This is a genomic window from Enterobacter adelaidei (assembly GCF_041937165.1).
Taxonomy (GTDB): domain Bacteria; phylum Pseudomonadota; class Gammaproteobacteria; order Enterobacterales; family Enterobacteriaceae; genus Enterobacter; species Enterobacter adelaidei.
Genome location: NZ_CP154353.1, coordinates 2,496,442 through 2,519,098, shown reverse-complemented (window position 1 = coordinate 2,519,098; position 22,657 = coordinate 2,496,442). Strand labels below are relative to the sequence as shown.

22 protein-coding genes and 1 other annotated feature are annotated in these 22,657 nt (G+C 53.2%); of the genes, 10 read left to right on the top strand and 12 right to left on the bottom strand.

The window, feature by feature from the left end; genetic code table 11:
- Positions 1 to 6 precede the first annotated feature (6 nt).
- The 8 genes from AAHF05_RS12240 to trpL all read right to left on the bottom strand — a co-directional run bounded on the left by AAHF05_RS12240 (position 7) and on the right by trpL (position 8,510).
- Positions 7 to 666: a DUF1345 domain-containing protein gene (locus AAHF05_RS12240; protein ID WP_028018789.1), complete on the bottom strand. Its 660-nt coding sequence runs from the start codon at positions 664 to 666 to the stop codon at positions 7 to 9.
- A gap of 74 nt (positions 667 to 740) precedes the next feature.
- Complete coding sequence (locus AAHF05_RS12235; protein ID WP_129323441.1) at positions 741 to 1,616, bottom strand: GNAT family N-acetyltransferase; 876 nt, start codon at positions 1,614 to 1,616, stop codon at positions 741 to 743.
- A gap of 220 nt (positions 1,617 to 1,836) precedes the next feature.
- On the bottom strand, positions 1,837 to 2,646 hold the full coding sequence (trpA, locus tag AAHF05_RS12230; protein WP_129323442.1) for a tryptophan synthase subunit alpha: 810 nt from the start codon (positions 2,644 to 2,646) through the stop codon (positions 1,837 to 1,839).
- Positions 2,646 to 3,839 (bottom strand): tryptophan synthase subunit beta, encoded by a 1,194-nt coding sequence (gene trpB, locus AAHF05_RS12225; RefSeq protein WP_129323443.1) that lies wholly within the window; start codon positions 3,837 to 3,839, stop codon positions 2,646 to 2,648. Before trpB ends, trpA begins: the two co-directional genes overlap by 1 nt.
- A 10-nt stretch (positions 3,840 to 3,849) precedes the next feature.
- Positions 3,850 to 5,208 (bottom strand): bifunctional indole-3-glycerol-phosphate synthase TrpC/phosphoribosylanthranilate isomerase TrpF, encoded by a 1,359-nt coding sequence (gene trpCF, locus AAHF05_RS12220; protein WP_129323444.1) that lies wholly within the window; start codon positions 5,206 to 5,208, stop codon positions 3,850 to 3,852.
- Between the two features lie 3 nt (positions 5,209 to 5,211).
- Positions 5,212 to 6,807 carry a bifunctional anthranilate synthase glutamate amidotransferase component TrpG/anthranilate phosphoribosyltransferase TrpD gene (gene trpD, locus AAHF05_RS12215; RefSeq protein ID WP_028018794.1) on the bottom strand — a complete coding sequence of 532 codons (1,596 nt, stop codon included), beginning with the start codon at positions 6,805 to 6,807 and terminating at the stop codon, positions 5,212 to 5,214.
- Entirely contained in the window at positions 6,807 to 8,369 is a 1,563-nt protein-coding gene (locus tag AAHF05_RS12210) for an anthranilate synthase component 1 (RefSeq protein ID WP_129323445.1), read from the bottom strand. The genes trpD and AAHF05_RS12210 overlap by 1 nt, the downstream gene beginning before the upstream one ends.
- A gap of 25 nt (positions 8,370 to 8,394) precedes the next feature.
- Positions 8,395 to 8,489, bottom strand: a sequence feature (Trp leader region).
- Positions 8,466 to 8,510 carry a trp operon leader peptide gene (gene trpL / locus AAHF05_RS12205; RefSeq protein WP_106993556.1) on the bottom strand — a complete coding sequence of 15 codons (45 nt, stop codon included), beginning with the start codon at positions 8,508 to 8,510 and terminating at the stop codon, positions 8,466 to 8,468. Its footprint overlaps the feature before it by 24 nt.
- A 127-nt stretch (positions 8,511 to 8,637) precedes the next feature.
- Between trpL and rnm the strand changes: the two genes are divergently transcribed.
- From rnm to rluB, 3 genes are all read left to right on the top strand, one after another.
- The gene (gene rnm / locus AAHF05_RS12200) at positions 8,638 to 9,531 is read left to right on the top strand and encodes an RNase AM (RefSeq protein WP_206737098.1); all 894 of its coding nucleotides are present in this window, start codon (positions 8,638 to 8,640) and stop codon (positions 9,529 to 9,531) included.
- Entirely contained in the window at positions 9,528 to 10,148 is a 621-nt protein-coding gene (locus AAHF05_RS12195; protein ID WP_003856793.1) for an L-threonylcarbamoyladenylate synthase, read from the top strand. The genes rnm and AAHF05_RS12195 overlap by 4 nt, the downstream gene beginning before the upstream one ends.
- Positions 10,149 to 10,244: 96 nt before the next feature.
- Positions 10,245 to 11,120, top strand: coding sequence for a 23S rRNA pseudouridine(2605) synthase RluB (gene rluB / locus AAHF05_RS12190; protein ID WP_129323447.1), 876 nt, complete (start codon positions 10,245 to 10,247; stop codon positions 11,118 to 11,120).
- A gap of 33 nt (positions 11,121 to 11,153) precedes the next feature.
- Here the strand turns inward: rluB and cobO are convergent, their stop codons facing one another.
- Both cobO and AAHF05_RS12180 read right to left on the bottom strand, forming a co-directional pair.
- Entirely contained in the window at positions 11,154 to 11,744 is a 591-nt protein-coding gene (gene cobO / locus AAHF05_RS12185; protein ID WP_028018797.1) for a cob(I)yrinic acid a,c-diamide adenosyltransferase, read from the bottom strand.
- Positions 11,741 to 12,502, bottom strand: coding sequence for a YciK family oxidoreductase (locus AAHF05_RS12180; protein ID WP_129323448.1), 762 nt, complete (start codon positions 12,500 to 12,502; stop codon positions 11,741 to 11,743). The genes cobO and AAHF05_RS12180 overlap by 4 nt, the downstream gene beginning before the upstream one ends.
- A 251-nt stretch (positions 12,503 to 12,753) precedes the next feature.
- On the opposite strand from AAHF05_RS12180, the gene sohB reads away from it, so the two are divergent.
- Positions 12,754 to 13,800: a protease SohB gene (sohB, locus tag AAHF05_RS12175; protein WP_129323449.1), complete on the top strand. Its 1,047-nt coding sequence runs from the start codon at positions 12,754 to 12,756 to the stop codon at positions 13,798 to 13,800.
- 34 nt (positions 13,801 to 13,834) lie between these two features.
- On the opposite strand, the gene AAHF05_RS12170 is transcribed toward sohB, so the two are convergent.
- Complete coding sequence (locus tag AAHF05_RS12170; RefSeq protein ID WP_129323450.1) at positions 13,835 to 14,086, bottom strand: YciN family protein; 252 nt, start codon at positions 14,084 to 14,086, stop codon at positions 13,835 to 13,837.
- A gap of 399 nt (positions 14,087 to 14,485) precedes the next feature.
- Between AAHF05_RS12170 and topA the strand changes: the two genes are divergently transcribed.
- The 6 genes from topA to acnA all read left to right on the top strand — a co-directional run bounded on the left by topA (position 14,486) and on the right by acnA (position 21,969).
- On the top strand, positions 14,486 to 17,083 hold the full coding sequence (gene topA / locus AAHF05_RS12165) for a type I DNA topoisomerase (protein WP_114977042.1): 2,598 nt from the start codon (positions 14,486 to 14,488) through the stop codon (positions 17,081 to 17,083).
- A 187-nt stretch (positions 17,084 to 17,270) separates the two neighbouring features.
- Complete coding sequence (gene cysB, locus AAHF05_RS12160; protein ID WP_006175683.1) at positions 17,271 to 18,245, top strand: HTH-type transcriptional regulator CysB; 975 nt, start codon at positions 17,271 to 17,273, stop codon at positions 18,243 to 18,245.
- Between the two features lie 338 nt (positions 18,246 to 18,583).
- On the top strand, positions 18,584 to 18,724 hold the full coding sequence (locus tag AAHF05_RS12155; RefSeq protein WP_218064857.1) for a YmiA family putative membrane protein: 141 nt from the start codon (positions 18,584 to 18,586) through the stop codon (positions 18,722 to 18,724).
- Between the two features lie 2 nt (positions 18,725 to 18,726).
- On the top strand, positions 18,727 to 18,897 hold the full coding sequence (locus AAHF05_RS12150; protein WP_032666965.1) for a hypothetical protein: 171 nt from the start codon (positions 18,727 to 18,729) through the stop codon (positions 18,895 to 18,897).
- Positions 18,898 to 19,034: 137 nt separating this feature from the next.
- Complete coding sequence (ymiC, locus tag AAHF05_RS12145) at positions 19,035 to 19,133, top strand: small membrane protein YmiC (RefSeq protein ID WP_032666976.1); 99 nt, start codon at positions 19,035 to 19,037, stop codon at positions 19,131 to 19,133.
- A 160-nt stretch (positions 19,134 to 19,293) separates the two neighbouring features.
- The gene (gene acnA, locus AAHF05_RS12140; protein ID WP_129323451.1) at positions 19,294 to 21,969 is read left to right on the top strand and encodes an aconitate hydratase AcnA; all 2,676 of its coding nucleotides are present in this window, start codon (positions 19,294 to 19,296) and stop codon (positions 21,967 to 21,969) included.
- A 37-nt stretch (positions 21,970 to 22,006) separates the two neighbouring features.
- Here the strand turns inward: acnA and ribA are convergent, their stop codons facing one another.
- Positions 22,007 to 22,597: a GTP cyclohydrolase II gene (ribA, locus tag AAHF05_RS12135; protein ID WP_028013401.1), complete on the bottom strand. Its 591-nt coding sequence runs from the start codon at positions 22,595 to 22,597 to the stop codon at positions 22,007 to 22,009.
- Positions 22,598 to 22,657: the final 60 nt, after the last annotated feature.

Below are 22,657 nucleotides of genomic sequence, written 5' to 3'. Positions count from 1 at the left end.
ATGGGTTTAGCTCAGTAGCCCGGCTCCAACGTTTACTGACAGACCCAGAATCGCCAGATTGAAAACAAAAGAAATCACCGACTGGAGCAACGTAATTTGCCGCATGTCGGTGGTACCGGTCGCCACATCGGCAGTTTGTGACGCTACCGCGATGGTGAAAGAAAAATAAAGAAAATCCCAGTAACCGGGTTCCTCCGGTTTTTCTGGAAAAATCATGGGTATGACGTCTTTAGTTCGGTGCAGGTAATGGTGATGAGCGTAATGCATCGCAAATGAGGTGGGCAGTAAGGCCCAGGAAACGGCCAGCGTGGTACCCGTCAACAGCAGATGCAGCACGCGCGGCGATCCGGTCAGGTGCTTGAGTGAGGTTAGCTCAATCAGGATCGCCAGAATGCTGGCCAGGCAGCCGATAATCACCATGCCCAGCACCAGCCCCGCGCTCTCATCCTGCATTTTGGCAATATGCGGAATATCCCGCACATCAGTACGTAACATACGAAACCACATAAAGCACAGATATAGCCACGCCAGCACATTCCAGCCTATCAGCAGCCGTTGCAGATATCCCAGATCAGGGGGAAGGGCTACAAAGCAGGTTACTCCGGCCAAAATGGCGAGCATTAACCGCATGCGCCCGTGAAAATAAGATCTGACAGAAAAGAGCATAATGTGAGTGTGTTTGTGAAGGGACAATAGATTAACTATAGTAGGTGAGCGTGAGGTTTTTCATCAAAACGTAATTAAAATACACACCTCAGTGGACTAATGTTGCACCACTGTTTTTTATACTCCATTCCGCTGAAGTATTTCCCAAGAGAGAAGATGATTTTTTTCTCATTCTGCTCACACAGTTCTCTGGCTCGATTATAATTTTCCCAAAGCAAGATGCTTCCCGCACCAATATTATTGTATTGAGGGTCGTATCCTCCATTGATGTCGTCGAAGTAAATCCACCCGGGGCATTCGGTTTTAAATATTAAATCAATGGCTATGATTTTCTTATTGATTGCGAGTGCGGATCCAAAAATCATATGTCTCAAGCTATTAATGGCATCCAGTAGATTTTCTCTTGGGTAGGGCGATACTTTGCCCCGCCAGCGAGCATTAAACAAGTCTATATAACTGTCGCAAATCTCGTCAGTGGAAAGATCGTTCACATCCAGTATTTCACCTCCAAGCTTGAGAAAACGACTTCTTTCTCCATTTCTTTTTCTAACCGTTTTTGTAGAAAATAGCGGTTTCATGTGACATATCTCATCATTCAGCATTTTACTGCTGAAGGAGTTGATGAATGAACTTTTCTGTAGTGGTGAAAGCTTTTTCGTCCTGACGGGAAGAAAGGATTTTGAATGGGTGGCGCTGGGTAAAATTATATCCTCAAAAACAAAAGGATGTGATTTTGAGTAGAGATTCAGTGACCCATTAATAGAATAAGTTGATGAAACGACAATGCCATCTTTTTTTCTGCAAAAGAACTGAATTTCTTTTTTTCGTTTGTTCGAAAGGTAAGTTAACACATCCGGATGTGTGCATACGCTACCGCCATAAGTAGCATATGCCTGACGGTAAATACTCAGGTCACACTCTTCCCAGCCAAAAATGAAATTTCTCAACATGTTATCCAAATATTATTACAATAGCAAACATGCGCATACATTATACTTTCCTTATAATAAGTAAATCGACAAAACGATATTGTTGACTGCCTGTTTAGTGAAGGGGGTAGTTAAGTATTAGTTTGCTATTTATTGCAATTGATATTAATGCTGTAAAGTGATGAGGGAGTATAAAAAGAAGATGGGAACCGTCTGGCGGAGTTGCCAGACGGCGAAGGGATTATGCTCTTCGGGTTGCGGCTTTCATTGCGCTTACGAATGTTTTCAGTTCGGCCAGCATCTGCTCGGGCTTATCAACGTTCTTCTCGATGATTTTGACAATAGCCGAGCCGGAAATCGCCCCTGCTGCTTTTGCTTCAATCGCTGCCGAGACCTGTTCAGGAGAGGAAATCCCGAATCCCTGCAGCGGCGGTGCGGCATGGTATTCAGCCAGCTTTTCTACCAGATGATGCAGCGGCAGTGCGGCTTTATTCTCGGCACCGGTCACGCCCGCACGGGAGAGCAGGTAGGTATACCCGCGACCGTAAGAGGCAATCTGGCGCAGCAGCTCGTCATCAGCATTCGGTGGGCAGATGAAAATCGGGGCAACGTTGTGGCGCATTGCTGCCTGGCGGAACGGTGCAGATTCCTCAACCGGCACATCCGCCACCAGTACAGAATCAACGCCTACGCGTGCGCACTCGGCATAGAACTCATCGATCCCGCGGTTAAACACCAGGTTGGCGTACATTAGCAGGCCGATTGGGATTGTCGGGTGTTTCTGTCGAATGGCGGCCAGCATCTCAAAGCACTGGGTTGGCGTGACGCCCGCCGCAAAGGCGCGCAGCGTCGCATTCTGAATCGTTGGGCCATCCGCCAGCGGGTCAGAGAAGGGGATACCCAGCTCCAGCGCATCGGCACCGGCTTCAATCAGGGCGTCAATAATCTTCAGCGACTGTTCCGGGCCCGGGTCGCCCAGGGTAACGAAGGGAACGAACGCGCCTTCCCGGCGGGATTTCAGTTCTGCAAATGCGTTATCGTAGCGTTCCATCAGAGTTCCCCTCGTGCTTTCAGAATATCGTGAACGGTGAAGATATCTTTGTCACCGCGACCGGAAAGGTTAACCACCAGCAGCTGCTCTTTCTCCGGGTTTTCTTTCATCATTTTCAGCGCGTGTGCCAGTGCGTGAGAAGACTCCAGCGCCGGGATAATCCCTTCGCTACGACACAATGTTTTAAAGGCTTCCAGCGCTTCATCATCGGTAATGGAAACATAATCCGCACGACCGATGCTGTTCAGGTACGCGTGCTGTGGTCCAACGGACGGGAAATCGAGGCCCGCTGAGATGGAATATGACTCTTCAATCTGGCCTTCGTCAGTCTGCATCATCGGGGACTTCATACCGAAGTAGATCCCTACGCGTCCATGCTTCAGTGGCGCACCGTGTTCACCGGTTTCGATCCCATGACCGGCAGGCTCAACGCCAATCAGGCCAACGCGGGTGTCGTCGATGAAATCGGCAAACATGCCGATAGCGTTAGATCCACCGCCGACGCAGGCGATCACCGCATCCGGCAGACGCCCCTCTTTTTCAAGGATCTGCGCTTTGGTTTCTTCACCAATCATGCGCTGGAATTCACGTACGATAGTCGGGAACGGGTGCGGGCCCGCAGCGGTACCGAGCATATAGTGCGCGGTTTCATAGCTGCCAGACCAGTCGCGCAGCGCTTCGTTACAGGCATCTTTCAGCGTGGCTGAACCACTGTGAACCGGGATCACTTCTGCACCCATCAGACGCATACGGAAGACGTTCGGCGACTGACGCTCAACGTCTTTTGCGCCCATATAAATGCGACATTTCAGGCCGAGCAGGGCACTGGCCAGTGCCGATGCCACACCGTGTTGACCCGCGCCGGTCTCGGCGATGATTTCGGTTTTACCCATACGTTTGGCGAGCAGCGCCTGACCCAACACCTGGTTAGTTTTGTGTGCGCCGCCGTGCAGCAAATCTTCGCGCTTAAGGTACAGCGTGGTTTTGGTGCCTTCGGTCAGGTTGCGACACTTGGTCAGTGCCGTTGGACGACCAGCGTAGTTTTTCAGCAGGTCGGTAAATTCAGCCTGAAATGCCGGATCCTTCTGCGCGCTGACAAACGCCTCTTCCAGCTGGCGCAGAGCGGGCATCAGGATTTGCGGGACGTACATCCCACCGAACTCACCAAAATAAGGGTTTAGTAATGTCGTCATCTTCTCTTCCTTAATATGCACGCAGAGTTTTAAATACCGAGGCCAGCTTGCTGGCATCTTTGATACCCGGTTGCGACTCTACGCCTGAATTGAAATCGAGGCCTGCGCAGCCCGTTTTCGCGGCTTCCACGCAGTTATCCGGGCTTAATCCGCCCGCCAGCAGGACGTTATCCAGCTTTTCACCATTCAGCAGCGACCAGTCAAAACGCTGACCGGTGCCGCCCTGGCCGTTATCCAGCACGTATTTATCAACATGATTAAGATTACGCGCTGGCAGGGTGTCGCCTACGGTCTGTGCTTTCCAGATCTGCACCTGCGGTGCCAGCGCGGTACGCAGAGCGTCTATATACGCCTGATCTTCATCACCGTGGAGCTGGACCGCGCTCAGGGATAAAGCGTCGGCTTTTGCCGCCACGTCCGTGATATCCGCATTGCGGAAAACGCCGACATAGCTGAGCGGCGCTGCCGCTATCACCTCGCGTGCCTGTTCTACGCTGACAACTCGTGGAGATGAATCGACAAAAATCAGCCCGCCGTAGATCGCCCCCGCGTCATACGCAGCCCGGGCATCCTGTTCGCGGGTCAAACCGCACACTTTGTTTTCACCCAGCAACACCCGGCGCACCGCAGCGTTGAGGTCGTCATGTTCCATCATGGCGGAGCCAATCAGGAAACCGTTGGCGAAGTGGCTCAACTCACGTACCTGCGCGTAGCTGTTAATACCGGACTCGCTGATCACCGTCACACCGGAGCCCAGACGCGGCGCGAGCTGGCGGGTGCGGTTGAGGTCGATCGACAGGTCGCGAAGATCGCGGTTGTTAATGCCGACCACTCTGGCTTCCAGCGCAATCGCGCGTTCCAGTTCTTCTTCATTACTGACTTCTGTCAGCACGCCCATGTTCAGACTGTGTGCCACGGCAGAAAGCTGGCGATACTGTTCGTCGTCTAGCACCGAGAGCATCAGCAGGCAGGCGTCAGCCTGGTAAAAGCGCGCCAGCCAGATTTGATACGGGTCGATAATAAAGTCTTTGCACAGAATCGGCTGTGGTGCGATGCCGCTGACGATGGGCAGAAAATCAAAGCTGCCCTGGAAATATTTCTCATCCGTCAGCACAGAAATGGCGGACGCATGATGCTTATAAATACCAGCGATACGCGCTGGGTCGAAATCGTCACGGATAACACCTTTAGACGGGGACGCTTTTTTGCACTCAAGGATAAACGCAGTGCGTGCACCCTGCAGGGCATCATAGAAACGACGGCTACTTGGAACGACGTCATTCTGGAAACTGGCAAGCGGCTGTTGTTGCTTGCGTGCTTCCACCCAGATGGCCTTATCGGCAACGATTTTCGCTAAAACGGTCTGCATTCTTTACCCTCTTGCCGCAAGTGCGGTAACGCGATCGTAAGCTGCACCAGAGCGCAGTACATCCAGAACTTTTTGAACGTTGGCCTTCAGGTCTTCCTCACCGTGCAAACGCATCAGCATGGCGACGTTGGCAGCAACGGCGGCCTCATGAGCGACCTCTCCTTTACCTTGTAATAAGCGCGTCAGAATGTCACGGTTTTCTTCCGGCGTACCGCCTGCCAGCGCTTCCTGGTGATACGGTGCTAAACCGAAGTCGGCTGCTTCCAGCTGATAGCTCAGGATCTCGCCGTCGCGCAGTTCGGCTACCAGCGTTGGCGCATGCAGCGACACCTCATCCATTCCTCCACTGTGGACCACGGCGGCACGTTGATATCCCAGAACACGCAGTGTCTCAGCAATCGGCAGCACCAGTTCAGGGCTATAGACGCCAATCAGCGCCAGCGGCGGATGAGCCGGGTTGATAAGTGGCCCCAGTACGTTAAACAGCGTACGGGTTTTGAGCTGCTGACGAACTGGCATCGCGTGGCGGAAACCGGTGTGGTACTTCGGCGCAAACAGGAAACAGACACCCAGGTCATCCAGCGCTTCACGGGAACGCTCGGCGTTCATATCGAGATTAATACCGAATGCGGCGAGCAAATCGGAAGAGCCTGACCGGCTGGAAACGCTGCGGTTACCGTGTTTCGCGACTTTCAAACCACACGCCGCCGCCACGAAGGCGCTTGCGGTGGAAATGTTGATGCTGTTGCTGCCGTCACCGCCGGTGCCAACAATATCGGCAAACGGATAGTCCGGGCGCGGGAACGGAGCGGCATTTTCCAGCAGGGCCGTAGCGGCACCGGCGATCTCCTGCGGGCTTTCACCGCGCACTTTCATGCTCACCAGTGCAGCAGCAAGCTGTTCAGGTTTCAGCTCGCCGCGAACCACGGCTGAGAAGAGCTGGTGGCTTTCCTGCTGGCTCAGGGTCTGCGCCTGGTACAGTTTTTCCAGAATCGGCTGCAGGGTATTAGTCTGTTCCAGCTTCTGTAATGCCCAGTCGAGAGTTTGTTCCAGCAGACGAGCACCGTTAGAGGTCAGAATCGATTCCGGGTGGAACTGCATACCGCAGACGCGATCCGCATCATGACGCACCGCCATCACCATCCCTTCAAACGAGGCGTTAATGGTCAGCCCGGCTGGAATGTTGCTTCCCACCAGCGAGTGGTAGCGTGCCACCGGGAGTGGGTTAGGCAAGCCGGCAAACATCGCCTGACCGTCATGTTCGATGCTGGACGCTTTGCCGTGCAGAATTTCGCCCGCCTGGCCAACGTAGCCGCCATAGGCTTCAACGATGGCCTGGTGGCCGAGACAGATACCGATAATCGGCAGCTTTCCGCGCATACGCGTCAACAGTTCTGGCATACAGCCAGCTTCACTCGGTGCACCGGGCCCTGGAGAGAGCATCAACACCGGGTTTTGCATGGTGGCCAGTCGGTCAATTAGCGTCTGTGCCGGCACGTGGTTGCGGTAGATAACGACGTTATGACCATTCGCACGCAGCTGATCTGCAAGGTTATAAGTAAAGGAGTCGATATTATCGAGCAGCAGAATGTCAGCCATCAGAAAATCTCCTGTGCATGGTGTGCGGTAGCAATGGCGCGAAGTACCGCACGCGCTTTACTGCGTGTTTCGTCAGCTTCAGACTGCGGAACAGAATCAAGAACAATGCCTGCGCCCGCCTGGACGGTGGCAATACCGTCTTCGACATAGGCAGAACGGATTACGATACAGGTATCAAGATCGCCGTGGGCGGTGAAGTAACCCACCGCACCGCCGTAACTACCGCGACGACGGCCTTCGGCACCGGCAATCAACTGCATGGCGCGGACTTTTGGCGCACCGCTCAGGGTTCCCATGTTCATGCAGGCGCGATAGGCGTGCAGCACGTCGAGGTCGCTGCGCAGTTCACCGACCACTCGGGAAACCAGGTGCATCACAAATGAATAACGGTCGACTTTGGTGAGGTCAGCGACGTAACGGCTACCCGGAGTACAAATGCGTGCCAGGTCGTTACGCGCCAGATCGACCAGCATCAGGTGCTCGGAAAGCTCCTTGTGGTCGGTACGCATTTCGAGTTCGATGCGGCTGTCGAGATCGCGATCCAGTGAACCATCAGCACGACGACCGCGCGGACGCGTCCCGGCAATAGGGTAGATCTCAATCTGGCGGCTGGTGGCATCGTATTTCAGTGAGCTTTCTGGTGACGCGCCAAACAGGGTGAAATCGTTGTCCTGCATAAAGAACATGTACGGACTCGGGTTGCTTTTCTTCAGCACGTCGTAGGCCGCCAGCGGATACGGGCAGGGCAAAGAGAAGCGACGGGAAGGGACAACCTGGAAAATTTCACCGGCACGAATCGCTTTTTGCATCTGGCGAACAACGGCGCCGTACTGATCGTCAGTCTGGTTGACGTCACATGTCATCTTCTCCACGCGCTGCACCGGAAGCGCAGGCGGTGCTTCGGTCATTTGCTGCTGTAGCTGCGAGATGCGGTGTTCAAGGCGGTTTTTCTCTGCTGCAGACGGTGTGAACAGGCTCGCCTGAATGCGGGTATATTTTTTTTGATGGTCGATCACCAGCAAGGTTTCCGCCAGGTAGAAGCAGTAGTCAGGGCAGCGGTTGCCTTGTTCTGTTTCCGGCAAATCTTCAAAACCCGCGACCAGGTCATACGCAAACAGCCCACCGAAGAACATTGCCTCACGCTCATCTTCCGGTACGGACACCAGGTTTTGCAGCAGGCGGAAAGCATCGAAAACGGACAGAGAACAGAGACGTGCGTCTTCATCCAGCAACTGGCTGACCGGCGGGAAATGCAGAACCCGCATTTCCGGATGACGTTCATTTTCAATTCCGGCAGGCAGGGCGGCATCCAACAGCGGCAGCAGCGACGCGCCATTTTCTGACAGTGCCTTAATGGTGACAGTGTCACCTAAAGCGGTAATGCGCAACGCGCTGTCAACCAGCAGCAGGCTCTTGAGATCGTCTTTGCTGTCGATATCCGCAGATTCCAGCAGCAACGTTGCCGGGCGAGCACCGCACACCTGATGAAACAGCGCGGTGGGGTTGTGGCGATAGGCCGCCTCGCAGGTTAGCAGTTCGAGGTGTGGTTTGGCTGTTTGCATGATGTTGTTCTCATTTATTCTGTTCAAAAAAAAGCCCGCTTAGTAGCGGGCTGGGTATCTGTTTGCATTTCGCAGACGCGTGACACTGCCCGATGATCAGGAAGTGCGCCACCAACCGTGCAGAGTGAAATGTGCTGTCATTTTCAGATACCTTTCTCGTGTGAACTTGCGTACTAGTTAACTAGTCCGATGGCAAGTTGTCAACCCTTGATTTCAGAATTTCACGTTAAGTCGGTATCATGGCGGTTTCGGATGTCTCCAACCTGCTATGGGAAGTGCTTTGAGCGATACCACCTACGCGATTATTTATGATTTACACAGCCATACACAGGCCTCTGATGGCCTGCTGACACCCGAGGACCTGGTTCATCGTGCCGTTGAAATGCGCGTCGGTACGCTGGCGATAACCGATCACGATACGACAGATGCCATTCCGGCGGCGCGCGCCGAAATCGCCCGCAGCGGGCTGGCGCTTAATCTGGTGTCCGGTGTCGAAATCTCCACCGTCTGGGAAAACCATGAAATTCATATTGTTGGCCTGAATATCGATATAGACCATCCGGCACTTCGGGCCTTTTTGCAAGAACAAAAAACGCGCCGCAACCAGCGCGCAGAGATGATTGGTGAACGTCTGGAAAAGGCGCATATTCCGGGCGCGCTGGAAGGTGCTCAAAAGCTGGCGAACGGCGGGGCGGTAACGCGCGGTCATTTCGCCCGTTTTTTGGTAGAGGCGGGTAAAGCCACGACAATGGCGGATGTTTTTAAAAAATATCTTGCTCGCGGGAAAACCGGATACGTTCCGCCACAGTGGTGTACAATAAAACAAGCTATTGATGTGATTCATCATTCTGGTGGCAAGGCCGTGCTGGCCCATCCGGGGCGATATAATCTTTCTGCTAAATGGCTGAAAAGACTGCTGGCACACTTTGCCGAATGCGGTGGTGAGGCGATGGAAGTCGCCCAGTGTCAGCAGGCGCCCAATGAGCGCGCGCAGCTCGCAACTTATGCCCGTCAGTTCGGCCTGCTTGGGTCACAAGGGTCTGATTTCCATCAGCCTTGCGCCTGGATCGAACTGGGGCGCAAGCTCTGGCTGCCCGCTGGCGTTGAGCCTGTCTGGACGCTCTGGGAACAGCCACAGCAAATTGAAGAGAGGGAAGTATGAGTCAATTTTTCTATATCCATCCGGATAACCCGCAGCCACGCCTGATTAACCAGGCCGTAGAGATCGTTCGCAAAGGCGGTGTCATTGTCTATCCGACCGATTCTGGCTATGCGCTGGGCTGCAAAATTGAAGACAAAGGGGCGATGGAACGCATTTGCCGTATTCGCCAGCTGCCGGACGGCCATAACTTTACCCTGATGTGTCGCGATCTCTCTGAGTTGTCGACCTATGCTTATGTGGATAACGTGGCGTTTCGCCTGATCAAGAACAACACGCCGGGTAATTACACGTTCATCCTGAAAGGGACGAAAGAGGTTCCGCGCCGTCTTCTGCAGGAAAAACGTAAAACCATCGGGATGCGCGTACCGTCGAACCCGATTGCGCAGGCGCTGCTGGAAACGCTCGGCGAACCGATGCTCTCGACCTCGCTGATGCTGCCGGGGAGCGAGTTTACCGAGTCCGATCCGGAAGAGATCAAAGATCGTCTGGAGAAGGTCGTTGAGTTGATTATTCACGGTGGCTATCTCGGACAGCAGCCGACCACCGTGGTCGACTTGACCGAAGATGCACCAGAAGTGATTCGTGAAGGCGTGGGTGATGTTAAGCCTTTCTTGTAATGGTGTAAGCAGATATACTACGCGGCCATCAAAGCAGGGGTAAGCCCTCTTTTGACCTGATTCGACGCCTGTGAAGGCGACACCTGAGGAAGCTCAATGAGCGAGAAGTTACAGAAAGTGCTGGCGCGCGCCGGCCACGGCTCACGCCGTGAAATCGAAGCCATTATTGAAGCGGGCCGCGTGAGTGTGGACGGTAAAATCGCCACGCTGGGCGACCGCGTAGAAATTGTACCGGGGCTGAAGATCCGTATTGACGGTCATCTTATCTCCGTAAAAGAGTCCGCTGAACAGATTTGCCGCGTGCTGGCTTACTACAAGCCGGAAGGCGAACTGTGTACCCGCAACGACCCGGAAGGTCGCCCGACGGTGTTTGACCGTCTGCCTAAACTGCGTGGCGCTCGCTGGATTGCAGTAGGTCGTCTGGACGTGAATACCTGCGGTCTGCTGCTGTTTACCACCGATGGTGAACTGGCAAACCGTCTGATGCACCCAAGCCGTGAAGTGGAACGTGAATACGCCGTGCGCGTCTTTGGTCAGGTTGATGAGAATAAACTGCGCGATCTGTCGCGCGGCGTTCAGTTGGAAGACGGTCCTGCAGCGTTCAAAACCATCAAATTTACCGGTGGTGAAGGTATTAACCAGTGGTACAACGTAACGCTGACCGAGGGCCGTAACCGCGAAGTACGTCGTCTGTGGGAAGCCGTTGGCGTTCAGGTGAGCCGCTTGATCCGCGTCCGTTACGGCGACATTCTGCTGCCAAAAGGTCTGCCGCGTGGCGGTTATACCGAACTGGATCTGACGCAAACTAACTATCTGCGCGAGCTGGTTGGTCTGACGCCAGAAACCACCTCTAAAGTGGCAGTAGAGAAAGATCGTCGTCGCATGAAGGCGAATCAGATCCGTCGTGCGGTGAAACGCCACAGCCTGGTGAGCAGCAACCGCCGTTCCGGCAGCCGTAACAACAACGGTTAAAACAGAAGCCCGGTCAGCGTGACCGGGCTTTTTTTAGTAATCAATCCCGATTTGCGCTTTGATACCCGCATCAAACGCATGTTTCACCGGACGCAGCTCGCTGACGGTATCTGCCAGCTCCAGAATATCCCGATGACACCCACGCCCCGTGACGATCACCGTCTGATGTGCAGGTCGGTTCTTCAGCGCACCCAGCACTGCTTCCAGAGGCAGGTAGTCGTAGGCGACCATATAGGTGATCTCATCCAGTAGCACCATGTTTAGCGAAGGATCGGCCAGCATTCTTTTGGCATGTTCCCAGACGGCGAGACAGGCGGCGGTGTCCGTTTCCCGGTTCTGGGTATTCCACGTAAACCCGGTCGCCATTACCTGAAACTCGACGCCATGAGGCTCAAGCAAATTCCTCTCGCCGTTGGGCCATATGCCTTTGATAAACTGGATGACACCGACTTTCTGCCCGTGCCCGACGGCACGCGTAGCGGTACCAAATGCGGCAGTGGTTTTACCTTTACCGTTGCCGGTGAACACGATGATGATCCCGCGTTCGTCCTGGGCTGCCGCGACGCGAGCATCGACCTGTTCTTTCAGACGCTGCTGGCGCTGCTGATGGCGTTCTTCACTCATTGGGAAATTCCTGGTTTACGGCCTGGCTGGGCGTCAAAGGTCATCCCTGTCTTGCGGCGACTGTCATCGCCCATTAGCCAGAGATAGAGCGGCATTATATCAGCCGGAGTTTTCAGCTTCTGTGGATCTTCGGTCGGGAACGCGCTGGCACGCATTTTGGTGCGCGTTCCACCGGGGTTAATGCAATTTACGCGCAGATGGCGGCTCTGATATTCCTCCGCCAGCACCTGCATCATGCCTTCGGTGGCGAATTTTGATACGGCATAAGCTCCCCAGTTCGCCCGGCCTTCGCGACCCACGCTGGAAGAGGTGAAGACCAGCGAGCCTGACTCGGATTTGAGTAATAAAGGAAGCAATGCCTGGGTAAGGAAAAACGTCCCGTTGACGTTGACCTGCATCACCTGCTGCCAGGTATCAGGATCTTGTTCATCCATTGGGCAAACATCCCCAAGCAAACCGGCGTTGTGTAGCACACCGTTCAGTACTGGATAGCGGGTACTTATGCGTTGGGCGAGTTCCTGGCACACTTCGGGAGTGCAGGTGAGTAAATCGAGCGTGTACCACGCCGCCAGTGTTCCACCAGCAGCTTCAATTTCCTGCGCGACACCTTTCAATTTCTCTTCGTTGCGGCCAATCAGAATAACGCTTGCGCCATATTCAGCGTACGTCAGAGCCGCCTCGCGGCCAATTCCGTCGCTGGCACCGGTAACGAGAATGATCCGGTTCTGTAGCAGGTTTTTTTGTGGTTGATAATGCACGGTGACTCCTCAGGCGTACAGTGACGCGATGACGCCTTCATAATGACTTTTCGGCTTTATGCCCGAATTAGCCTAATAATTCAATCAGTCTACAGGACGCATTACTGTGAAATTAACAATTTGCAAATATTTAAACGCCTGACCGGGGATTCCTGAAGGCGGCTCGCAGAGGTAATGTCACGAGCGAGACGCATGGGCAGGGCTGTTGTACACTGCCGTGAAAGATTCGTGGTTAAATCAAGGTGGAACGCGTGGAATTACTTTCTCAATATGGGTTGTTTTTGGCCAAAATCGCGACGGTTGTCATTGCCATCGCAGTGGTTGCCGTTCTGATTGTCAACCTGACGCAGCGCAAGCGTCAGCGTGGGGAGTTACACATCACCCGTCTGAGCGAGCAGTATAAAGAGATGCAGGAAGATATGTCTCTGGCGCTGCTTGATACTCACCAACAAAAACTGTGGCAGAAAGCGCAGAAGAAAAAGCACAAACAGGAAGCCAAAGCGGCAAAGGCAAAAGCGAAGCTCAATGCGCCGCAGGATAAGGTCACCCCACGCGTCTATGTACTCGATTTTAAGGGGAGTATGGATGCGCATGAAGTTTCCTCATTGCGGGAGGAAGTGACTGCCGTTCTGGCCGTGGCGACCCCGCAGGATCAGGTTGTCGTGCGTCTTGAAAGCCCCGGCGGTGTCGTTCACGGTTACGGATTGGCAGCCTCACAGCTGCAGCGTCTGCGTGAAAAACAGATCCCATTGACCGTTGCGGTGGACAAAGTGGCGGCGAGCGGAGGTTATATGATGGCCTGCGTTGCGGATAAAATCGTAGCGGCTCCGTTCTCCATTATTGGTTCAATCGGTGTGGTCGCGCAGATCCCTAACTTTAACCGTTTCCTGAAGAATAAAGAGATTGATATCGAACTTCACACGGCAGGTCAGTACAAACGCACGCTCACCCTGCTCGGTGAAAACACGGAAGAAGGGAGACAGAAATTCCGTGAAGATCTGAATGAAACGCATCACCTCTTTAAAGACTTCGTGCACCGTATGCGTCCCGCGCTCGATATTGAACAGGTCGCGACGGGCGAGCACTGGTACGGTATCCAGGCGCAGGAGAAAGGGCTGGTGGATGAAGTCGGGACCAGTGACGACCTGCTGCTCAATCTGATGGAGGGCAGGGAGTTGGTTGGCGTGCGCTATACCCAGCGTAAGCGCCTGCTTGACCGCTTCACCAACAGTGCGGCAGAGAGTGCGGACCGCCTGCTGCTCCGCTGGCTACAGCGCGGACAAAAACCGCTGCTGTAAACAAAAACGCGAGGCATATGCCTCGCGTTTTGCATTAATCGACCAGGTGATATTTCTCAGAAAGCGTATGCGCCAGGTATTTAAACATGTTAAACACGGCAGTGCTTTTTGGGGTCGGTAACCCCTGTTCGTCAAGGAAGTATTCGCCGCTGAAAATCAGCACGCCATTGCGCTGATCTACGCCAGTGGCTTCAATGCCCGCCAGCGTATCTTCATGGTCACGGATAAGCTTGTTTGCTTCGATAAGCAGAGAGGCTCGGTCAATAGGTTGGGTCGTATTCTGCATAATCCACTCCTTAAACAGTGACAATAGTCTACGCCGGGGGCGCTTCGGGGGCAAATTTTCCCTGTAATGTGAGGGGATAAGGTGCGTGGGCCTGGCTGGCGGGATTTGCTTTTGCATGCTAATAAAGTTGCGTAACGAATTTTATCAGGTAGAGTGTGCGCTTTCGTCATTCTGGCAACAGAATTGCTTGACATTCAACCGGGAATTCGTCACGAATTATACGAGATGTGAGAAAAATACCCGATAACTCAATCACCTGGGCGGTTTTTCTTTACCGCCCGGTAAGACAAAGGGGTTGATATCTCCTGACGCAGCCGCAATATCAATGGCTCGCCGTCAGCGGAAGGGAAATCAACGTGCGGCGTATTCCTGGAAGAATTAAATTAGGTAAAGGTGAATATGGGTAAAGCTCTCGTCATCGTTGAGTCCCCGGCAAAAGCCAAAACGATCAATAAGTATCTGGGTAATGACTACGTGGTTAAGTCCAGCGTGGGTCATATCCGCGATTTGCCGACCAGTGGCTCAGCCAGCAAAAAGAGCGCAGACTCTACCTCCACCAAAGGGGCCAAAAAGCCTAAAAAGGATGAACGTAGCGCGCTTGTCAATCGCATGGGGGTTAACCCATGGCATAACTGGGATGCACAATATGAAGTATTGCCCGGGAAAGAAAAAGTCGTTAACGAGCTGAAGCAGCTTGCTGAAAAAGCAGACCACATCTATCTCGCAACCGACCTTGACCGCGAAGGGGAAGCCATTGCGTGGCACCTGCGGGAAGTGATCGGTGGTGATGACAAACGCTACAGCCGTGTAGTGTTTAACGAAATTACGAAGAATGCGATTCGCCAGGCGTTTGAGAAGCCGGGTGAGCTGAATATCGACCGTGTAAACGCCCAGCAGGCGCGTCGCTTTATGGACCGCGTTGTGGGTTACATGGTTTCTCCACTGCTGTGGAAGAAGATTGCCCGTGGCCTGTCTGCAGGTCGTGTGCAGTCTGTCGCTGTGCGTCTTGTCGTCGAGCGTGAGCGTGAAATTAAAGCCTTCGTGCCGGAAGAGTTCTGGGAAGTCGACGCCAATGTGACCACGCCGGGCGGTGATGCTCTGCCGCTGCAGGTGAGCCATCAGAACGACAAACCGTTCCGTCCGGAAAACCGCGACCAGACCATGGCCGCCGTGGCGCTGCTGGAAAAAGCACGCTATCAGGTGCTGGAGCGTGAAGACAAACCGACCAGCAGCAAGCCAGGGGCGCCGTTTATTACCTCTACGCTGCAACAGGCTGCAAGCACGCGTCTGGGGTATGGCGTAAAGAAAACCATGATGATGGCCCAGCGTTTGTATGAAGCGGGTTACATCACTTATATGCGTACCGACTCAACCAACCTGAGCCAGGACGCGGTTAACATGGTGCGCGGCTACATCAGTGACAATTTCGGTAAGAAATACCTGCCGGAAAGTGCCAATCAGTTCGCCAGCAAAGAGAACTCTCAGGAAGCGCACGAAGCGATCCGTCCTTCTGACGTCTCTGTGTTAGCCGAGTCGCTGAAAGACATGGAAGCCGACGCGCAGAAGCTTTATCAGCTGATCTGGCGCCAGTTCGTAGCATGTCAGATGACGCCAGCGCAGTACGACTCCACCACGCTGACTGTCGGCGCAGGTGATTTCCGACTGAAGGCGCGTGGCCGCATCCTGCGCTTCGATGGCTGGACAAAAGTCATGCCAGCGTTGCGTAAAGGTGATGAAGACCGCACGTTGCCGGCGGTTAACAAAGGTGACGAGCTGTCTCTGGTCGAATTGATCCCGGCTCAGCACTTTACCAAGCCGCCTGCGCGCTTCAGTGAAGCCTCCCTGGTGAAAGAGCTGGAAAAACGCGGTATTGGTCGTCCGTCGACCTACGCGTCAATCATCTCGACCATTCAGGACCGTGGCTACGTACGCGTTGAAAACCGTCGTTTCTATGCGGAGAAAATGGGTGAAATCGTGACTGACCGTCTGGAAGCCAACTTCCGCGAGTTGATGAATTACGATTTCACCGCGCAGATGGAAGACAGCCTCGACCAGGTTGCCAGCCATCAGGCGGAATGGAAAAAGGTACTCGACAGCTTCTTCAGCGACTTTACCGGTCAGCTTGAAAAAGCGGAGAAAGATCCTGAAGAAGGCGGGATGCTGCCTAACCAGATGGTACTGACCAGTATCGACTGCCCAACCTGTGGCCGTAAGATGGGGATCCGTACTGCAACAACAGGCGTGTTCCTGGGATGCTCCGGTTATGCGCTGTCGCCAAAAGAGCGCTGTAAAACCACCATTAACCTGGTTCCTGAGAACGAAGTTCTTAACGTGCTGGAAGGTGATGATGCAGAAACCAACGCCCTGCGCGCCAAACGCCGTTGTAAAAAATGCGGCACGGCAATGGACAGCTACCTGATCGATCCAAAACGTAAACTGCACGTGTGCGGTAATAACCCAACGTGTGACGGGTACGAGATCGAAGAGGGTGAATTCCGCATCAAAGGCTATGACGGTCCAATTGTGGAGTGCGAGAAGTGTGGTTCTGAAATGCACCTGAAAATGGGGCGTTTCGGTAAGTACATGGCGTGTACTAACGACGAGTGTAAAAACACGCGCAAAATTCTGCGTAACGGTGAGGTGGCGCCGCCGAAGGAAGATCCAGTTCCGCTGCCTGAGTTGCCGTGTGAGAAATCAGACGCGTACTTCGTGTTGCGTGACGGCGCCGCAGGTGTCTTCCTTGCCGCCAACACCTTCCCGAAATCGCGTGAAACGCGCGCACCGTTGGTGGAAGAGCTGCATCGCTTCCGCGATCGTCTACCTGAGAAACTGCGGTATCTGGCCGATGCGCCACAGCAGGATCCGGAAGGCAACAAAACCGTGGTGCGTTTTAGCCGTAAAACTAAGCAGCAGTACGTTGCGGCAGAGAAAGAGGGTAAAGCGACCGGATGGTCAGCCTTCTTTGTCGATGGCAAATGGGTTGAAGGCAAGAAATAATCTTCCCTAACCGTAACTTACCTGTAAAAGGGCCGGATTTCCGGCCCTTTTTTATTACCTTGTTATTATTTTTTGTTCCGTACTATACAGTCAGGCTATAAATGATATAGTGGTTATAGTTAATCTGTTTTTTATTATTAAATCGTCTTAAGCGATTGACCGCATGCGCTAAATCGGATGGTCTGGCATGAAATTACAGCAGCTTCGTTATATCGTTGAGGTGGTGAATCACAACCTTAACGTCTCGTCTACCGCTGAGGGGCTTTATACCTCGCAACCTGGCATCAGCAAACAAGTGCGTATGCTGGAGGACGAATTAGGTATCCAGATTTTCGCCCGCAGCGGCAAACATCTCACGCAGGTAACGCCAGCAGGACAGGAAATCATCCGCATTGCGCGGGAAGTCCTCTCTAAAGTCGACGCGATTAAGTCTGTGGCGGGGGAGCATACCTGGCCGGATAAAGGCTCACTGTATATTGCCACGACGCATACCCAGGCGCGTTATGCCTTGCCAGGTGTTATTAAGGGCTTTATTGAGCGTTATCCACGCGTCTCTTTGCATATGCATCAGGGGTCACCGACGCAAATTGCTGAAGCGGTGTCGAAGGGAAACGCGGATTTTGCCATCGCGACGGAAGCACTTCACCTGTATGACGATCTGGTTATGCTCCCGTGCTACCACTGGAACCGTTCGATTGTGGTGACTCCCGATCACCCGTTGGCGGGTAAAGGGTCGGTGACTATTGAAGAGCTGGCGCAATATCCTTTAGTGACCTATACATTCGGCTTCACCGGACGGTCAGAACTTGATACCGCCTTTAACCGCGCAGGGTTAACGCCGCGTATTGTCTTTACCGCCACCGATGCTGACGTTATTAAGACCTATGTACGGCTTGGCCTTGGGGTGGGTGTTATTGCCAGCATGGCGGTTGATCCGGTTTCAGACCCCGATCTGGTGCGTCTTGATGCGCACGATATTTTCAGCCACAGCACAACGAAAATTGGATTCCGTCGCAGTACCTTCCTGCGTAGCTATATGTATGATTTTATTCAGCGCTTTGCCCCGCATTTAACACGTGACGTGGTTGATACTGCCGTCGCATTACGCTCGAATGAAGATATTGAAGAGATGTTTAAAGACATCAAACTCCCGGCAAAATAATCACTCCCGGTATCTTTCCATCAGGGAAAGATACCGAAATAACGTCTCAAAGCTAAATTAGAATTATCATCATCTACGCTTCCCCTGCCATATAATGTCATTACCCATTTTATCTGCAGGGTTATAATGTCGTGAATTGGCGACAAAAGTAGAAACTAATTTGACGCTTCGCAAATATTTCTTTTCAGTTATTTATTTCTGGTCAAAAGATTGGATATTTCATACCTCCCAATGCATAAATTCACTGGCTTTTCGGCTAAAGTTTCTTTAGGATTTATCTCAACAGATGATTAATTGTACCAATTGTTTGGTCCTAAATGATAAGCGATGTCGATTGTATGAGGTTAGCAATGCCTTCTGGAAGTGAAGAACCGCAAAGGGATCCTGCGCTTAAGCGTAAAGCCTGGCTGGCGGTCTTTCTCGTCTCCGCCTCCTTTTGGGCGGTGGTTGCTCTCCTGGCCTGGAAATATTGGGGTTAACTATGGCACTGACGGTACGAACAGAGACGGTAAAACAGATGCGTCAGCATCGTGACAATGGTCACAAGGTGCGGAAAGCACCTGCGAATACTGTGCCTGCATCCTGGAAACTGACGCCGCAGCAGCAAGCCTTTATTGATGTGTTCGCGGAAGACGAACCCAAAAAACAATAATTTAGTTGATTGCGTAATGATGCAAATAGTCTGAATAGTGACTCCGCATTTTTGTACTCTTTAATAAATACACATCAGCAATATAGAACCGAGGGCGACCTCGGAAACGTTTATAAATAATGCCTGGTGTCCCTATGATGAATAACATGACGTCTCATAAATACTGGTCATGGATCGGCGTTTTTACCGTGTCGATTCTGTTCTGGAGCCAGCTCATATGGCTGGCCTTCCGTTAAATTGTAAAACCTCGCTGCGGCGGGGTTTTTTGTTTTCACCTTCTGAACACATCTGAATTTATCAATTTGGGTTGTTATCAAAACGTTACAGCGTCTTTGTGTTATCTTTAATTACGGCCCTGATGATTGTCAGGACATCTCTGTAATTAAGGAGGAGCTTATGTCGTTAACCCTACGCGAAGCCAGTAAGGACACATTACAGGCAGAAAATAAAACCTGGCATTACTACAGCCTGCCGCTGGCTGCCAGGACGCTTGGGGACATTTCGCGTTTACCCAAGTCCTTGAAAGTTTTACTGGAAAATCTCTTACGCTGGCAGGATGGTGATTCTGTCACCCTCGAAGATATCCAGGCGCTGGCAGGGTGGTTGAAGCATGCCCACGCCGACAGAGAAATCGCTTATCGCCCGGCCCGGGTCCTGATGCAGGACTTCACCGGTGTTCCCGCAGTGGTTGATTTAGCCGCTATGCGCGAGGCCGTTAAACGCCTCGGCGGGGATACCGCAAAAGTGAATCCGCTTTCGCCTGTGGATCTCGTCATTGACCACTCCGTAACCGTCGACCGCTTTGGTGATGACGACGCCTTTGGTGAAAACGTACGTCTGGAGATGGAGCGCAACCACGAGCGCTATGTCTTCCTGAAGTGGGGACAACAGGCATTCAGCCGGTTTAGCGTCGTGCCACCAGGCACCGGAATTTGCCATCAGGTTAACCTTGAGTACCTGGGTAAAGCCGTCTGGAGTGAACTGCAGGATAAAGAGTGGGTGGCTTATCCGGACACGCTGGTGGGAACGGATTCACATACCACCATGATCAACGGTCTTGGCGTACTGGGTTGGGGGGTTGGTGGTATCGAAGCCGAAGCCGCGATGCTCGGCCAACCGGTATCCATGCTCATCCCGGATGTGGTGGGCTTCAAGCTCACCGGCAAACTGTCAGAGGGCATAACAGCTACCGATCTGGTACTCACCGTCACTCAGATGCTGCGTAAGCATGGTGTGGTAGGTAAATTTGTTGAATTCTATGGTGATGGGCTGGATTCGCTGCCGCTGGCCGACCGCGCCACCATTGCCAATATGTCTCCGGAATATGGTGCAACCTGCGGCTTTTTCCCCATCGATGATGTGACGCTGGAATACATGCGGCTTAGCGGTCGCAGCGAAGAGCAGGTCGCGCTGGTGGAAGCCTATACCAAAGCGCAGGGCATGTGGCGCAACCCGGGCGATGAACCGGTCTTCACCAGCACGCTTGAGCTCGATATGGGCAGCGTTGAGGCGAGCCTTGCCGGGCCGAAACGCCCTCAGGATCGGGTCGCGTTGAATGACGTGCCCAAAGCGTTTGCCGCCTGCAATGCGCTGGAAGTGAACGTGGCGCAAAAAGATCATCGCCCGATCGACTATGTCCTGAACGGGCATCAGTATCAGCTCCCGGATGGCGCGGTAGTTATTGCAGCCATTACCTCCTGTACCAATACCTCCAACCCCAGCGTATTGATGGCGGCAGGTTTGCTGGCCAAAAAAGCGGTTGAGCTTGGGCTAAAACCTCAGCCGTGGGTCAAGGCTTCGCTGGCACCAGGATCCAAAGTCGTATCGGATTACCTGGCTCAGGCCAAACTGACACCGTATCTCGATGAACTGGGCTTCAACCTGGTGGGTTATGGTTGTACTACCTGTATCGGTAACTCGGGCCCACTCCCGGAACCGATTGAAACGGCGATCAAACAGGGTGATCTGACGGTAGGTGCGGTCCTTTCCGGCAACCGAAATTTTGAAGGGCGCATACATCCGCTGGTGAAAACCAACTGGCTCGCCTCGCCTCCGCTGGTGGTGGCATATGCCCTGGCCGGAAACATGAATATCAACCTGGTGACCGACCCTATTGGTCACGATCGTAAGAATGACCCGGTCTACCTGAAGGATATCTGGCCGTCTTCGCGTGAGATCGCGCTGGCCGTTGAAAAAGTGTCAACCGAGATGTTCCGCAAAGAGTATGCGGAAGTCTTTGAAGGTACGCCGGAATGGAAAGCCATCAACGTCGCAGGGTCGGATACCTATGACTGGCAGGATGATTCGACCTATATTCGCCTGTCGCCGTTCTTCGATGAAATGCAGGCTGAACCTGCGCCGCTTAAAGATATCCACGGTGCGCGCATTCTGGCGATGCTGGGAGATTCTGTCACTACGGACCATATCTCTCCGGCAGGGAGCATCAAAGCCGACAGCCCGGCAGGCCGTTATTTGCAAAGCCGGGGTGTCGAACGCCGTGATTTTAACTCCTACGGGTCGCGTCGCGGTAACCATGAAGTCATGATGCGCGGCACGTTTGCCAATATTCGCATTCGTAACGAGATGGTTCCGGGCGTGGAAGGGGGCATGACGCGCCATCTGCCAGGTACGGAAGTCGTTTCGATTTATGATGCGGCTGTCAAATATCAACAGGAAGGTACGCCGCTGGCGGTGATCGCCGGGAAAGAGTACGGTTCTGGCTCAAGCCGTGACTGGGCAGCGAAAGGTCCGCGCCTGCTTGGTGTTCGTGTGGTCATTGCCGAATCGTTCGAACGAATTCACCGCTCGAATCTTATTGGGATGGGGATCCTACCGCTTGAGTTTCCGCAGGGCGTCACGCGTAAAACGCTGGGCCTGAGCGGAGAGGAGCAGATTGACATTAGTGGTCTGCAAAATTTACAGCCTGGTAAAACGGTGCCAGTGAAATTAACGCGGGCAGACGGAAAAACCGAGGTACTGGAGTGCCGGTGTCGTATTGATACGGCAACAGAGCTGACCTATTACCAGAACGACGGTATTTTACATTACGTGATTCGTAAGATGCTGGATTGACGAAACCAGCCCGGCACGTGCGCCGGGCTTTTTGCTCTTACTCTTTCAGCAGGTGGCCCATTTTTGCGGCTTTGGTATCAAGATAGTGGGCATTTTTAGGATTGCGGCCCACAATCAGCGGTACACGCTCAACAATATTGATCCCCGCCTCGGTCAGGATTTCCACTTTTTTCGGGTTATTGGTCAACAGACGAACTTCATCTACACCCAAAAGCTTGAACATATCGGCGCACAGGGTGAAGTCACGTTCATCGGCGGCAAAGCCGAGCTGATGGTTCGCTTCCACCGTATCGTAGCCCTGGTCCTGCAGCGCGTAGGCGCGGATTTTATTCAGCAGACCAATGTTACGGCCTTCCTGACGGTGATAGAGCAGAACCCCACGGCCTTCCTCTGCGATGTGAGTCAGCGCTGCTTCCAGTTGGAAACCGCAATCACAGCGCAGGCTGAACAACGCATCACCCGTCAGACACTCCGAATGTACGCGGGACAGAACCGGTGTCTGCCCTGAAATGTCGCCGTACACCAGCGCGACATGATCCTGTCCGGTTGCCAGTTCTTCAAATCCCACCATCAGGAAATCGCCCCATGGGGTTGGCAGTTTGGCTTCTGCCACACGTTTAAGCTGCATGTGATTCTCCAGAGTAGGCTGACACGTGCCGTGCCTTTCGCCTGTTTTGCTTTCTGTATC

Excerpts from the sequence above, each read along its gene's own strand:
- acnA (WP_129323451.1), top strand. The coding sequence starts at position 19,294 with ATGTCGTTAACCCTACGCGAAGCCAGTAAGGACACATTACAGGCAGAA.
- trpB (WP_129323443.1), bottom strand. The coding sequence starts at position 3,839 with ATGACGACATTACTAAACCCTTATTTTGGTGAGTTCGGTGGGATGTAC.
- AAHF05_RS12235 (WP_129323441.1), bottom strand. The coding sequence starts at position 1,616 with ATGTTGAGAAATTTCATTTTTGGCTGGGAAGAGTGTGACCTGAGTATT.
- trpA (WP_129323442.1), bottom strand. The coding sequence starts at position 2,646 with ATGGAACGCTACGATAACGCATTTGCAGAACTGAAATCCCGCCGGGAA.
- ymiC (WP_032666976.1), top strand. The coding sequence starts at position 19,035 with ATGAATAACATGACGTCTCATAAATACTGGTCATGGATCGGCGTTTTT.
- AAHF05_RS12210 (WP_129323445.1), bottom strand. The coding sequence starts at position 8,369 with ATGCAAACAGCCAAACCACACCTCGAACTGCTAACCTGCGAGGCGGCC.
- ribA (WP_028013401.1), bottom strand. The coding sequence starts at position 22,597 with ATGCAGCTTAAACGTGTGGCAGAAGCCAAACTGCCAACCCCATGGGGC.
- trpD (WP_028018794.1), bottom strand. The coding sequence starts at position 6,807 with ATGGCTGACATTCTGCTGCTCGATAATATCGACTCCTTTACTTATAAC.
- cobO (WP_028018797.1), bottom strand. The coding sequence starts at position 11,744 with ATGAGTGAAGAACGCCATCAGCAGCGCCAGCAGCGTCTGAAAGAACAG.
- rluB (WP_129323447.1), top strand. The coding sequence starts at position 10,245 with ATGAGCGAGAAGTTACAGAAAGTGCTGGCGCGCGCCGGCCACGGCTCA.
- topA (WP_114977042.1), top strand. The coding sequence starts at position 14,486 with ATGGGTAAAGCTCTCGTCATCGTTGAGTCCCCGGCAAAAGCCAAAACG.
- cysB (WP_006175683.1), top strand. The coding sequence starts at position 17,271 with ATGAAATTACAGCAGCTTCGTTATATCGTTGAGGTGGTGAATCACAAC.
- AAHF05_RS12240 (WP_028018789.1), bottom strand. The coding sequence starts at position 666 with ATGCTCTTTTCTGTCAGATCTTATTTTCACGGGCGCATGCGGTTAATG.
- AAHF05_RS12150 (WP_032666965.1), top strand. The coding sequence starts at position 18,727 with ATGGCACTGACGGTACGAACAGAGACGGTAAAACAGATGCGTCAGCAT.
- AAHF05_RS12155 (WP_218064857.1), top strand. The coding sequence starts at position 18,584 with ATGAGGTTAGCAATGCCTTCTGGAAGTGAAGAACCGCAAAGGGATCCT.
- AAHF05_RS12170 (WP_129323450.1), bottom strand. The coding sequence starts at position 14,086 with ATGCAGAATACGACCCAACCTATTGACCGAGCCTCTCTGCTTATCGAA.
- AAHF05_RS12195 (WP_003856793.1), top strand. The coding sequence starts at position 9,528 with ATGAGTCAATTTTTCTATATCCATCCGGATAACCCGCAGCCACGCCTG.
- trpCF (WP_129323444.1), bottom strand. The coding sequence starts at position 5,208 with ATGCAGACCGTTTTAGCGAAAATCGTTGCCGATAAGGCCATCTGGGTG.
- rnm (WP_206737098.1), top strand. The coding sequence starts at position 8,638 with ATGGGAAGTGCTTTGAGCGATACCACCTACGCGATTATTTATGATTTA.